The organism is Rhodococcus sp. NFXS4, assembly GCF_058139645.1.
On the sequence record NZ_CP192221.1, the window covers coordinates 1027839 to 1040988 of the forward strand.

Sequence of the window (13150 nt, forward strand, 5' to 3'; positions counted from 1 at the left end):
TTCCAATGCTTGCCAGAGACAACTTAAGGCCACGTTACCGCCGATGGCGACGATTGAACAGCCTTATGTCGTTCGCAGCAAGCTTAAAGAGCGATGCGCGTGATAGACCAGCACGAATCCGGCTAAAGCATGCGTCAGCAGGCGTAGTCTGACCCGAGGTCCTCAGACAACCAGTCCCGCGCGGAACGCCATCAGCGCAGCCTCGACCCTGTTGGTGACCTGCAGCTTGTGATTGACGGCAGCGAGATGCGACTTGACCGTCGTTTCCGCCATGTAGAGCTGCCGTGCGATGTCGGCGTTCGTTGCCCCGGATGCCATGGCCGACAACACTGTTCGTTCCTTGTCGGTCAGCGCTTCCAGCGTCACAGTAGGCCGTGGTGGTCGGGTAGTGGCCACGATCTTTCGAAGTGACTCTTCGGAGAACAGAGTGTTGCCGGCAGCGACGGCGCGGATCGACTGATGGAACGTCTCGGGCGCCTCCGACTTGCTGAGGAAGCTGTGGGCGCCGGCCTCGATGGCCTGGACCACCAGGTCGTCCACGTCCATCGCTGTCATCGCGACGACCTTCGGTGGGTGCGCCGATGCCATCAATGCTCGCGTGGCGTCGAGTCCGTCCACTCGGCGCATCGTCAGATCCATCAGGACGACGTCGGGCCGATGAGCGGTGACTGCGGCGGGGACCTCGTCACCGTCCGAGACCGACGCGACCACCACGATGTCCGTGGTGGCAGCGAAGATGTCCGCCACGCCGCGACGAACGAATGCGTCGTCGTCCACGGCGAGAACGGTGATGACCGCATCGGAGTCCATGATGGGTCGACCGTATCGGGTCGCGCCGACACACCACAGCGGATAGGTGTTCTATGGAGTCGGACACGGGGTGCCGAACCGAACCGGCTGAGAACACACCCGTCGAACCTGACCAGGTCATGCTGGCGAAGGGATGTCGAGATGCGCACAGTGCCGTTGGCCGAACAGATCGTGCTCGTGACCGGCGGTGCTCGCGGACTGGGTGCTGCGATCACGCGAGCGTTCCTGCAGCAAGGTTCCCGCGTCGTGATCAACTACCACCGCAGTGCAGCCGCAGCCGATGCTCTGGCATCCGAGTTCGGTCCTGACCGTGTTGTCGCGGTGCAGGCCGATGTCACGGACCGACACCAGGTCGACGCGCTGTTCGACAGGGCGCGTGAACATTTCGGGTCGACTGTCACCACCGTCGTCAACAACGCTCTGATCGACTTCTCGTTCAACGGCGACGGCCGTGCCAAGGCCGATGAGATCGAGTGGTCGGCGTTCGACTCGCAGTTCCGCGGCAGCGTTGCCGGCGCTCTGCACACCACGCAGGCAGCTGTGCCGGGCATGCGTGAGGCGGGATTCGGGCGGATCATCACGATCGGCACCAATCTCGTCCAGAACCCCGTCGTTCCGTATCACGACTACACAGTGGCGAAGGCTGCCTTGTTGGCGCTGACGAGGACCGTCTCGGCGGACCTCGGACCTGACGGCATCACCGTCAACATGGTGTCCGGTGGTCTATTGCGGACCACGGATGCCAGCTCTGCGACCCCGCCCGCGGTGTTCGACATGATCGCCGAGAGCACCCCGCTGCGCCGGGTGACGACGCCGGCCGAGTTCGCTGATGCTGTGTTGTTCTTCGCGTCGCCGTGGTCGAGGGCGGTGACGGGTCAGAACCTGGTCGTCGACGGCGGATTGGTGAAGGACTGACGCGTCAGGAGTACCAGGGGAGCCAGGCCGTCACGATGAATTCGCCACCCATAGCTGTCCACCGCACCCACCCGCCGGCGTTGTGAGCTTGCTCCGCGAGGCCGGCCAGTCCGGTTCGCGAACCAGGGCCAGGTTGCGCTGTCGTCGAGATGTGGTTGCGCACTGTCAGGCTGATGCCGTCCGTGTCCGCCCCGCTCACCGTGATGTGGAGGGGGGAACTCGGGGCATGCTTCTGACTGTTGGTCAGAGCTTCCTGCACGATGCGGTACGCGGTATGACTGGTCAGATCGCCGACGACACCGGGATGAATGTCCTGAACCAGGGTCACCCGACACCCGGCAGAACGCGCCGCGTCGACGAGGTCTCCAATGCCCGCGATGCTTCGCCGGCCAGCATCCTCGCCGCCGGTGTCGGACCCGCGGAGAACGCCGATGATGCGTTTGAGCTCGTCCAGGGAGTCGTGAGCCGTGGAACGGATCAGTGCCGACGTGTTGGAAATTTTCTCCGGCCCGTCCTTGCTCCCAACCTGTAAACCGCCTGCCAACAACGATATTCGACTGAGTCCTGCGGCCAGGGTGTCGTGCATATCGCGCGCGATGCGGGAGCGTTCCTGCTGTATCAGCATGTCCTCGTGCAGGCGCTGCGATTGCGCGGTTGCCTGATCGCGGGACTGCACGGCCACCACGAGATCGGACTTCGTACGGCGAAGCTGAGAGAGCCCCAGAACGACGGCGACGAGGACAGCCGCGACGAGCCAGGGAAGCCACCATGGAAGCGACCACGTCGGCGGGGGAGTGCCCTCGACGTGCTTGACTCCGATTGTCAGGACCGAATAGTCGCGGCGGCGCCCTGCGTCGTACACGAGGGATATCGCGCAGGCCAGGTAGACCGCGACCGCAGCACCGGCGAGAGCGCGACCCCGAGCGAAGACGCCCACCGCATAGAGGGCTATCAGCGCAGCCGTTGCGTCGGTGGCGAAGAAGAGCGGACCGACGACGGCGATCGCGAGGACGATCCACGGTTTGTCGTGTCGCCAGATCAACGCAATCGCGGCGGCCATATTGAGGACGACGCCGAGCGCGACGTTCCACACCGGTGTTCCCGATGTACCCGCAAGACCGGCAGCCATGAAGGTGCAGAACACGCTGAGCGTTACTGCGCCGACGGTCCAGGCGCGACGCCGAACCGTAGCTGCAGTAGTGGTCACAGAGAAGACGGTACGGCCATGGTCTGACATGAGCCTCCGTTCTTCGGTCGCGAATGCCGACCGAAAGGAGGAGTGAGACCGGCCGAATCGACGAGGTGCCCGACGGGGTCACTGCGGTGTTCTTGGTGGGACGCACCGACCGGTGCCGGCACCACCGAAAGGACTCGCCATGACTCAGCCTCCCCAGAACCCGCACGCGCAGCCACAGCAGCCGCCGACCAAGAAGAACTGGTTCCTGCGGCACAAGATCCTCACGGCGATCGGTGCGGTCGTCGTCATCGCTGTCGGCGTCAATCTGGCGAGCGGAGGACAGGAATCGTCCACGAGTGGCACCACGTCCTCCTCGCAGGCCGCAACGGAGGGCAGCAGTGCGCCGGCCGAGGAGTCCGCACCGGGAATCGGTGCTGCGGTGAGGGACGGCAAGTTCGAGTTCACCGTGCAGAACGTCGAGCGTGGCGTCGCCAGTGTGGGGGATCAGTACACGTCGCAGACGCCGCAGGGCGAGTATGTCCTGGTCACCCTGAATGTCGCGAACATCGGCAACGAGCAGCAACTGTTCGACACGTCGTCGCAGAAGCTACTGGACGGGCAGGGGCGTGAGTACTCGACCGACACACTCGCGACGGTGACAAATGATCCGAATCTCGGCTTCTCGCAAATCAATCCGGGCAACTCGCTCATGGCGACGCTCGTCTACGACGTTCCGGCGGGCACCGCACCGTCGGAGATCGAGCTACACGACTCCTTGTTCTCCGGCGGCGTCACCGTCTCCGTCGTCTGATCTTTATCTATCCGTTCCCACGTCAGGAGTTTTCACGCCAGATCCTTCTTTGTCCCTCGTTGCAGCTCTACTCGACCGTTCCGGTTCGATGTCGTCCATCGCCGACGACACCCGCGGAGGATTCGACACCTTCATCGAGGCCGAGCGTGGTCACGACGGCACAACCGTCGTGACGCTGGCGCAGTTCGATGATCAGTACGCGATGGTTTACGACTCGACACCGATAGACCAGGTACCACCGCTGTACTTGGTACCCCGCGGAATGACGGCGTTGTACGACGCGGTGGGGAAGTTCGTCACCGAGATCGGCTTGTCGCTTGCGGCCCTACCCGAGGAGGAACGGCCGGGATCGGTCACCGTGCTGGTGATGACCGACGGGCAGGAGAATTCGAGTCGGGAGTGGTCGAACCAGGCGGTTCGCGAGTTGATCGAGCAGCAGGAATCGCAGTACGGGTGGGACTTCGTGTTCCTGGGAGCCAACATGGACGCGGTGGACACCGGTTCGCAGATGGGCTTCAAGGCCGACAAGTCGCTGACCTACGACGCCTCGTCGGTGGGTGTGAGCGCAGCATTCTCGGCGGTGGTGGACTATCAGGAGCGAAAGCGCGCCTACGGGATGCAGCAGGTGGATGGGTTCTCGGACGGTGATCGGCGGCGGGCGGGGCGGTGAGCCTTCCCCGGCTAAGCTGGCAAGACGCCCATTCGACGTCGTTGACATTCCGAGCTGTGGAAGGCTGTCGAAATGAATGAGTACGTTTACGGCGATGTCGCCGGCGAGTTGATTTTCATCAAGTCTGACGCTGCCGAGCAGCTGGCACTGCTGCATTCGGAATTTGGAACATGGGGGGATGCAAAGAACAGCCTCAGCGCCGAAAGCTGGACCGATGTGGTCGAGCGCTTCGCCGATGGCGAAACTGACCTTCCTGCGGAGGGCGAAGTGTTCGACCTGAACGCTGTTCCCGGACACGCCGACGGTGATTGGCCGGCTTGGCCCGCCCGCGAGATGCTCCGCGATGTCCCGCAATCGGTTCGTGAGCAATACGGGAAGGTCGAGGACACCATTCATGACGGCGAGTTCTTGCACTTCGACGTGGGCGATGAGGTCGCCATCGTGGAGGCTCTGCAATCCTTCGGTTGGAGGTGCGTCCGCGATGATGCCTTGGTCCGCAAAGCGAGTGGGCACTAGTTGCATTGTGTGGACAGCTGGTGTCGCTGTACCACAGATTGGTCGCCAACCTGCAGAGAGTGGACTCGAGGTGGGCTTGCCTTGACCTGACGCGATCATGAGTAGATTTGGTATTCGCAGGAGATCCAGCGGACCGTGGACCTAGCAACTACGCTGGTCACAAGGCGCCATCGAGAACCGATGGCCGTCAACGAATGGGGACGGGTTCGCGATGGTAAGGGTTCCGCAGATTACCGTGGACGACAATGAAATCCTCGACCAGCTCCACAAGGCCGGCGAAGCTGTCGGTCATAGAACGTTACAGCAGCGCTGCAAGTTCAGTGACAATCGGTACGAGGCATCCAGGAAGAACCTCATAGCCAAAAAGTTGGCGGTCACTGTTGCAGGCGGACGCGGTTCGCTCAGCTTGACCGACGACGGTAAGGCGGTCCCGTCAGCGAAGGTCAAGGAATCCCTCCTGTACGGACCCCTGTGCGATGTCCCGTTGAAGGATTGGAAACAGACGCTGGGCCATGTTCCTATTGTCGTCGACAACACTGCTATGCAGGGCGGCCGGGTGACCGGGGGTCGGTGGACTCGGCCGGACCTCGTGTCAGTTGGGCTCGAGTCTTTCGACTACGTCCCACACCTGTCAATGGATGTGTCGAGTGTCGAGGTTAAATCGTTCGTATCTGTGGACATCGCCGCGGTCTACGAGGCGCTGGCACATCGACGAGCGTCAACGCGCGCGTGGGTGTTCTTCTACATCCCACCGCATCTGGAAGTTGCGACCGAGAATCAAGTGTTCGAAGTGTGTTCCGTTGCCGGCGAAAGCGGGATCGGCGTTGTCACCTTCGGTGATCCCCGCAACACTACGACGTGGCGTGTCAAGCAGCGTCCCTCGCGAGTAGTAACGGATCCTGCACTCCTGAACGACTTCATCAAGGTTCAGATGAGTGAGACCGCCAAGGACCAGATCAAAGCGAAAGTCGCTCAGATCAAGCGTGGTGGAGAAGAGGGCGTCGCATCACTCGACCTGGAGGAGTGATGTGCTGGCGGCGGCGATCAGCGGGATAGGCATATCAGCACCGTTGTCGGGTTTCGGTCTCAGCTGCCGGCACGGCCGGATGCTGTCCGCCAAATAGTATGGTCGAGTACTGCGGCATCGGTGCCGAGTTGGGCTGCGGCATCGCGGACTAGTAAAGCGCAAGTAGTGGGAGTGAGATCACCGCGGCGGGTCGCGCTAGCGACGTAACGCATCACCATACGGTCAGACTTGACCCCGGGGAGCCCCGCAAGGATGAGCGCGTACTCGAACGTGATTCCTGACCGCTGGGCCTCTGCCGACGTCCACAGTTGCTTCAGCGAGCTTCGGTGATCCTCATTGTCGTCCCTCAACTCGCCGTGCTCCCTGAACTGTGTAGCGGTGCGTATGCCTGCGTCGTGGAGTTTCTTTGCGATGTCGTGCATGACTGCCGCCTTCAGTGACGCGCCCTGCTTGGTCGATGCCGGCTTGAGGTTGCCGACGGCTGCGGCCCATGCGCGCGTCCCCCCGAACTGATCGAAGGATGCGAGCAGATCAGCTGTGCCGTCGGTCGCGGCAGCCCCGCCGCGAAGCTCTCGGTACCGGTTCACGACGTTGCGCACACTCGTGTAGTGAGATCCGGTCGACTGGATTGAATCGATGATGCACAACGCAAGACTGTTCCGGTATCCATCGGGTCGGAACCATCCGGACTGCGGACCCAGCTGTTCCCGGCATGCAACCACCAGTGCTTCGACGTCAGATTGCTCAGACATGCTCAACTCCTTTTGCTTCACGGCACCATCGCACGGGAGTCCGACAAATGGGAGAACTCCTTGAACAAATGGGCCGCGACCACGATTGGTAACCCGACATCCACGCTCGCCGACGAGGTGCGGCGTGTGTGGCGAAGCATGTCGTAGGTCGTCGCCGCTCACTGTCGCGGCCAAGGCCGCAGCACCGTCGATGTGGCTGACAAGGGTGCGTGTCGACAGGCGGCAGCGGTCGCTGGCGGTCAGTGTCGAGGCTCCGGGCCCCGCTTCGATATGTACGCCGCCGGGGATTGCGATGTTCGGATCGTCCGTGGTGGCGGTGACGATCTGTTCGATCGCGGACGCCAACACAGGCCCGCTCAGTCGGGCGATCTGCCGCCCGGATCGACCAGTCAGTGTGCCCGTGATGCCGGCGGCCTGACCGGGTCGACCTCTGCGGCCGATTGCTAGCCCGAATCGGCGCAGCAGCGCAGCACGCACACTGTAAGGTCGCGCAGCTGCGCAAACGACTCGAGGAACATCAACTCGGCCTCAGACACCCCGGCAGCTATGCGGCTTTCGACTCTCATGGAGGTCAACCGACGAAGGGCTTGACCAACCCGGATACATCCGGTCATCAGACGGGGTGACCCTCGAGAATCGGTCGTCGGTGTTCTGCGTGCGAATTCGGCGAGGCACCGTGATGCTCGTGGGGGCTGCGGTTGATACGCGAGTCGCTACCCGAAAGGGGGTGCTTGGCCGCTCAAAGGTGGAGCGACATGTTGTCACTGAACTTGCGCGTACGCATACGATCGACAGATGGCACGCATCCTGGAGCTCCAGCCCAGCAGTCAAGAACGAATCTCCCCACACAAGGTCGAGAACGGCGTGGTTTGCGAGTGGAAACTAATCGAGGATTCGGATGGAACGCCGCTCGTCCACCTGTCTACCTTCGGTTCCAAGAACCGGCAGGCTGACCCGAAGAGCAGCCAGTCGATTCAAGTTGACGAGGCCACCGCTCACCGTTTGATCGAGATCCTCAGCGGGGCTTTCGCAGAAGCGCGCGGCGGTGCGCCATTGCCGACGCCGACTCATGTGGTGATATCCAAAGAAGACCCGCCCGGCAGATTTCCTGATGCCGATGAGAGTCTGGCACATGCGACCAACTTGCCAATAAAATGGTTGCAGTCGGCAGTCGACTCTCTCCGGGACCGTCCGCAACTCATCTTGTATGGCCCCCCCGGTACAGGTAAGACTTTTGTCGCATCACATCTGGCTTCGCATCTTGCCAGGCGCGAGAATATTCGCATGGTGCAATTCCATCCGTCGTATTCATACGAGGATTTTTTCGAAGGATTTCGTCCCACTGGTGCGGAGGGTGGACAACTGCAGTTCGAGCTGCGGGCAGGCCCGCTCCGGCGGATTTCCGACGCTGCGCGCAATGCCCCGAAAGAAAACTTCGTACTTCTGATCGACGAGGTCAATCGGGGAAATCTGTCTAAGATTTTTGGTGAGCTATACTTTCTGCTCGAGTATCGTGACAGGTCGATCGACCTGATGTACGGGACGAATGATTTAGCTCCGTTCTCGCTTCCACGGAACGTGATCATTATCGGGACGATGAACTCAGTTGACAGGTCTGTTGCCGCTGTTGATGCTGCTATGAGGCGCCGGTTCGCCTTCCTTGCTTTGAGGCCCGGTGAATATCCCGTCTCAGATTCTCTCCGCACCTGGTTGTCCAAGCGGGGTTTGCCGGGCAAGATTGCCGACATACACGATGCGCTAAATAAGCGGATTGAGGAGGAGGACTATAAGCTTGGACCGTCTTATTTCATGCGCGATTCGCTCTACAGGCCGGGCGGTTTGGACCAGATGTGGAACACCTCGATCATCCCTCTCGTGGCGGACTACCGACATGGAGCCTCCGCGATCGAGGTTCAGCTCGAGTTCTCGTTAGACAACATTCTCACTGATGCCGGCATTTCGCGAACGGAAATGTACGAATCCATCGCGTCAATAGCTGAACCGGATGGGACCTGATCAATGCGGACGATCAACCTTGTAGAAGGGCAGAATTCGCATCACCGTCTCGAGCAAGCAGAATTGGTTGCTGTTCGGTCTATGGAGTACGTGGCGATCGGATTGACCCTCGAAGTCGGGACTTACGAGCTAAGACCTGCTAGCAATAAGGTAGGTGCCCTATCATGTTCAGGAATTCAGGTTCTGATCCATCCCAAGGTCGCAGTTTCACGCTTATTCTGGTTGATGGACTTCGGACAGGCGGATGTGGCCTGGAGGCGGGCTGGGTTGAATCTTGAAGAAGCGCCCGATCTGACAAGTGCGATAGGCCGCTCATTCCTGATGGAAGCGACTCGCTCACTGCAGCAGATTGTGCGTGGTTATGTGCCTTCGGAGGACACATCTCAGGTACTAAGGGGGCGCTTGTCGATCTCGCGTCAAGTTCAGCGGCACATGGGCGTGCCAATTCCAATGGAGATCGAGTATGATGATTTCATTGCGAATGTAACGGAGAATCGGATTCTGCTTGCTGCTGCGGAGAAGTGTTTGAGAATACCAACGTTATCGGCCCCGGACCGCTTGATGTGCCGAGCTCTCGTTGGACGTTTGGAATCAAGTGGTGTGCGCTCCGCGCAGCCGGGCGAGATCTGGCGTGTTACTAAACTGAACCAGCACTACCGCAGGTCGCTGCATTTGGCCGAATTGATTCTGAAGTCAGAGTCATTTGCGCTTAGGTCAGGGGGTGCTGCGGCCTTTGGTTTCGTAATCGATATGTGGATGATATTCGAGGATTTCGTTGTAGAATGGTTGCGCGGCTACTTCGATCCAAAGCAAGTATCGGTGAGTTGTCAGTACAGTTTTGTGATGGATGAGGAACGTCAGTTCAAGCCACGGGCTGATTTATATTTATCAACGTCAGATGTCGGTGTTTTTGTAGATGCGAAGTATAAAGGTCTTGGCCGTGGCCAACCGCCGATGTCTGATGTGTATCAAATGCAAAGCTATTGCATCGCCGCCAAATCAACGGTTGCTCATCTCATATACGTGGGGAGCGAATCCTCCTCTAGCTACACTATGAATAATTCGGGCGTAACAGTGCACAGGCACTCGATCGACCTATCGGCCGACAGTGAAGTGCTGGACGCCCAACTGAAGCGAATTGCTGCGTTGATTGCAGCTCACCTCGGCGTGCAGTCCGGCAGCGCCACCCCCCTTGGTGATCACCGCTTGGCTGCTCAACCGGAATCCTTAACAGCGCACCGGTAGGTCCGATGTTGTGACCATGGACATGAATCCTGAATTTTATCATTTCGTTTTACTTCCGTTGCGCCGGCCGTCCACTCGAGGATGTCGACGATCCGCCGGTCGTCTTCAAGAAGGATCCATGTACCTCGCGGACGTCCTAGGGGAGCATGCGCTGTCTCCGTGAAAGTCACTACCGTCGAAACCGAGCAGCATTTGTATGACTAGAGGTCGCCGGAGTTCCTCAACGGAGTGAGCCGGGAAGCTGGACCTGAAGGCTAGCCACGAAGACAAATGAGTCGATCATCGATGTCGCAGTTCATTCCGGAAATTTTCTGGTGCTTCCCTCCGGCACGACGTGCCTGCCGGCACCGCAGCTCGGACTGCAAACTACATGACTCCCTATAACCCGTCGGCAAATACGGTTTGCATCGTGTGATCGGTCATCCGTGTCCTTAGGGAAGCACGTTTCAGAGTCCGCATGCACACAGCCCACTTTCGCATGAGTCGTCGTAATCGTTCCATCCCCTAGCCTGTCGCCGCGTCACACGACCGCTCGGGCCCGGCCCGGCCCTGGCCGGGCCCGGGGACGAAACCGGAACGCTCCACGCGGGAGGTCGACTGCATTCGCGGCGACTTCGATATCCCCGCTGATGCAGATGCGGCCGACGCGGACGAGCCGTCGCTCGGCGTCGCCGCCCGGCAGTTCTGCGCCGGGCCCGTCTCGGTGCCCGAGGGCCGTGGGGCGGGGATGACGGTAAGACTGTGGTGAGACCCGCTCAGATCAAGGTGACCACGATCGGTCTGCAGCCGAAGGAAGATGGGGTACTCCGAGTCCCAGGAAGGTTTTCACAAGGTCGGAGAGTCGCTCGGGGCGCTTTCGGATGGCCGCGGCCGGGAACAGTCACAGTGCTGGAGATGAGTAAAGGCCAGCAGAGCTCAGTGGTAAGTGGACGAATCACGGAGTCAGTCCATCGAGCAGCAGTAGCCGCTGTACGGGTGCAAGTTCGCGTTGCTTGACGCCAGCAGGACGCTTTGAAGATAGGTGTGCAGATGTGCTCGACCAGAACACATCGATGAGATGCGAAGGCTTTTCCGGGGTATGAGCGTGGTGTTGTCGACTGTAGTGAACCACGAGAATCCGAAGCTGCTGTTGAGTGGCGATAGCTGTACCAAATCCCGCAGTGGGCCTGGGTTGCGAACAACATCAGCAGATCGTGAGCAACACACGATCGGTATTACGCCCTCTCCACCGCGCGGAGATGGCACCCTCAGTTGATGCCACAAATCCCAGCCGCCATATCTTCCCTTGTCAACGGCGCCGAGAGGACGGTCTACGAGGCACTGTGCGCCCAGCTCGGTGACGACGACATCATTGTGGCAAACCAACGAGTGACCGATCATCGAAAGGACTACGAGATCGACTTCGTTGTACATCTCGACGGTCTCGGCGTCGTTTGCCTGGAAGTCAAGGGTGGGCAGGTCTCGCACGATGGATCGACGTGGATTCAGACGCGGCAGGGGAGCGATCACCCGATAGATCCAGTGACGCAGGTGCGAGAGGCCATGTACGCGCTACGTACCTACGTGGAAAACGATCCCAGGTGGACACTCGGCAAGGGATTCCCATGGGCGCATGTCGTGGTGCTTCCGAACACCGAACTGGACGCGGACTTTGCACTGCCCGATTGCCCTCGGTGGAGTGTGATCGACCGAACGGGCCTCCACAAGATCGGGCAGTATTTACCCGCGATTCTGCGGCACAAGTCGAATGGCGAACTCGATCCTCGATCCGGTGCGCAGTTGAAGATGGTGCTTGGCGGCCGCGGGCTTCCCCAGAAGGACGTGCTAGCCAGGGCGCTGGCCAACGAGGACGTAGCCGAGACGTTGACTGCTCAGCAATCGATCATCCTGCAGGCGACGCGGTTGCTCAAACGAGTCGAAATTCGGGGCGGCGCGGGTAGCGGCAAGACGTTCCTCGCGCTTGAGCAGACACGACGTCTGCAGAAGGATGGCCAGCGAGTCGCCCTCCTCTGCTACTCGCATGGCCTGGCCTCCTATCTAAAGCGGTTGACAGAGAACTGGCCGCGGAAGGAGCGACCAGCGTACGTCGGCGAGTTCCATGCACTAGGCGTGCAGTGGGGTGCCGCGACGGGGCCGGACGAATCCGTGCGGACCGCCGAGAGCGTTCGGTTCTGGGAGGAAGATCTGCCGGCCCAGATGGCCGAATTGGCCATAGGGCTAGAGCCGGGCCACAGGTTCGATGCCATAGTGGTCGACGAGGCACAGGATTTCGCCGATGCGTGGTGGAGCCCGGTCGTCGAGTCCCTCCGGAGTGCGGAGGGGGGTTCGATCTATCTTTTCAGCGATGAGGCGCAGCGGGTCTTCGACCGTCACGGAACACCGCCATTGGATCTCGTTCCGATCGTTCTTGACCAGAACATCAGGAACACCAAGCAGATCGCAACCGTTTTCGGACCACTCGTGGGACAGCGCATGCGGTTGATGGGCGGAGACGGTCCAGCGGTCACTATGGTGGCGTGTTCGGCTGACGCCGCCCTCGATCAGGCTGACGATCAAGTCGACCTGTTGCTGGAGGCCGGGTGGCGTGAGGAGGACGTCGCCCTTCTGACCACCGGCACCCGCCACCCTGAGCAAGTCTCACGCCAGTCAGAAGGCCAAACTGCGTACTGGAGCAGCTTCTGGGACGGTGATCAGGTGTTCTACGGGCACGTCTTGGGATTCAAAGGCTTGGAACGGAGAGCCGTAGTGCTCGCTGTCAACGAGTCCGGCGGGCGGGATCGTTCGCGGGAGCGTCTCTACGTCGGGCTATCTCGCGCACGGGACCAGCTCGTGGTGTGCGGGGATCCCGCGTACATCCGCGATCTCGGTGGTCCGGAGTTGGCCTCTCGATTGGGTTGTTGACATGAGACGGTTTTTGAAGCTTTCCGCAGGTCTGCGGCGCATCGCGGGACACCGGTACGAAGGCCCGCCCCGGCAACTGGAGCGGCTCACGTCGCGCTGTTGAGGATGCCACACACGCGACGCCCCGCCTGTAAGTTGTGATTTCGAGTAGCTAACGTCGCGATACCGTTACCGAGCTGAATAAAGCTGGAGTGCCCCTCGATCTATCCGGATGCGATCAGCGACAATGTGCCCGCCGCGTCGCGCGATGCGCGACTGACTCGGCACGAAATACACGGCCGGACGGACGGGGTGCGATAGCCTGTGCTCG

At 60.5% G+C, this 13150-nt stretch carries 11 protein-coding genes and 1 riboswitch; of the genes, 8 read left to right on the forward strand and 3 right to left on the reverse strand.

Translation table 11 applies throughout. From position 1 onward, the window contains the following. Positions 1-162: 162 nt before the first annotated feature. Positions 163-810, reverse strand: coding sequence for a response regulator (locus J4E04_RS04795; RefSeq protein ID WP_490150006.1), 648 nt, complete (start codon positions 808-810; stop codon positions 163-165). Positions 811-866: 56 nt separating this feature from the next. Further along, positions 867-961, forward strand: a riboswitch (TPP riboswitch). Here J4E04_RS04795 and J4E04_RS04800 point away from each other — a divergent pair. After that, positions 961-1725, forward strand: a complete 765-nt coding sequence (locus J4E04_RS04800; RefSeq protein ID WP_490150503.1) for a 3-oxoacyl-ACP reductase — start codon at positions 961-963, stop codon at positions 1723-1725. (Overlaps the previous riboswitch by 1 nt.) Positions 1726-1729: 4 nt before the next feature. On the opposite strand, the gene J4E04_RS04805 is transcribed toward J4E04_RS04800, so the two are convergent. Next, entirely contained in the window at positions 1730-2818 is a 1089-nt protein-coding gene (locus J4E04_RS04805; protein WP_490150007.1) for a sensor histidine kinase, read from the reverse strand. A 283-nt stretch (positions 2819-3101) separates the two neighbouring features. On the opposite strand from J4E04_RS04805, the gene J4E04_RS04810 reads away from it, so the two are divergent. The 4 genes from J4E04_RS04810 (at position 3102) to J4E04_RS04825 (ending at position 5926) form a co-directional block, all read left to right on the forward strand. After that, positions 3102-3713 carry a DUF4352 domain-containing protein gene (locus tag J4E04_RS04810; protein ID WP_490150008.1) on the forward strand — a complete coding sequence of 204 codons (612 nt, stop codon included), beginning with the start codon at positions 3102-3104 and terminating at the stop codon, positions 3711-3713. An 88-nt stretch (positions 3714-3801) separates the two neighbouring features. Next, the gene (locus J4E04_RS04815; protein ID WP_490150009.1) at positions 3802-4383 is read left to right on the forward strand and encodes a VWA domain-containing protein; all 582 of its coding nucleotides are present in this window, start codon (positions 3802-3804) and stop codon (positions 4381-4383) included. A 72-nt stretch (positions 4384-4455) separates the two neighbouring features. After that, positions 4456-4899: a hypothetical protein gene (locus J4E04_RS04820; protein ID WP_490150010.1), complete on the forward strand. Its 444-nt coding sequence runs from the start codon at positions 4456-4458 to the stop codon at positions 4897-4899. A 235-nt stretch (positions 4900-5134) separates the two neighbouring features. Beyond that, positions 5135-5926 carry a hypothetical protein gene (locus tag J4E04_RS04825; RefSeq protein WP_490150011.1) on the forward strand — a complete coding sequence of 264 codons (792 nt, stop codon included), beginning with the start codon at positions 5135-5137 and terminating at the stop codon, positions 5924-5926. 59 nt (positions 5927-5985) lie between these two features. Here the strand turns inward: J4E04_RS04825 and J4E04_RS04830 are convergent, their stop codons facing one another. Next, positions 5986-7026 carry a DUF8548 family protein gene (locus J4E04_RS04830; RefSeq protein WP_490150012.1) on the reverse strand — a complete coding sequence of 347 codons (1041 nt, stop codon included), beginning with the start codon at positions 7024-7026 and terminating at the stop codon, positions 5986-5988. A 447-nt stretch (positions 7027-7473) separates the two neighbouring features. Here J4E04_RS04830 and J4E04_RS04835 point away from each other — a divergent pair, with 447 nt between their 5' ends. The 3 genes from J4E04_RS04835 to J4E04_RS04845 all read left to right on the forward strand — a co-directional run bounded on the left by J4E04_RS04835 (position 7474) and on the right by J4E04_RS04845 (position 12840). Beyond that, positions 7474-8694, forward strand: a complete 1221-nt coding sequence (locus J4E04_RS04835; protein WP_490150013.1) for an McrB family protein — start codon at positions 7474-7476, stop codon at positions 8692-8694. 3 nt (positions 8695-8697) lie between these two features. Then, the gene (locus J4E04_RS04840; protein ID WP_490150014.1) at positions 8698-9939 is read left to right on the forward strand and encodes an McrC family protein; all 1242 of its coding nucleotides are present in this window, start codon (positions 8698-8700) and stop codon (positions 9937-9939) included. A gap of 1254 nt (positions 9940-11193) precedes the next feature. Then, positions 11194-12840: a nuclease-related domain-containing DEAD/DEAH box helicase gene (locus tag J4E04_RS04845; protein WP_490150015.1), complete on the forward strand. Its 1647-nt coding sequence runs from the start codon at positions 11194-11196 to the stop codon at positions 12838-12840. The last annotated feature ends 310 nt before the right edge of the window (positions 12841-13150 follow it).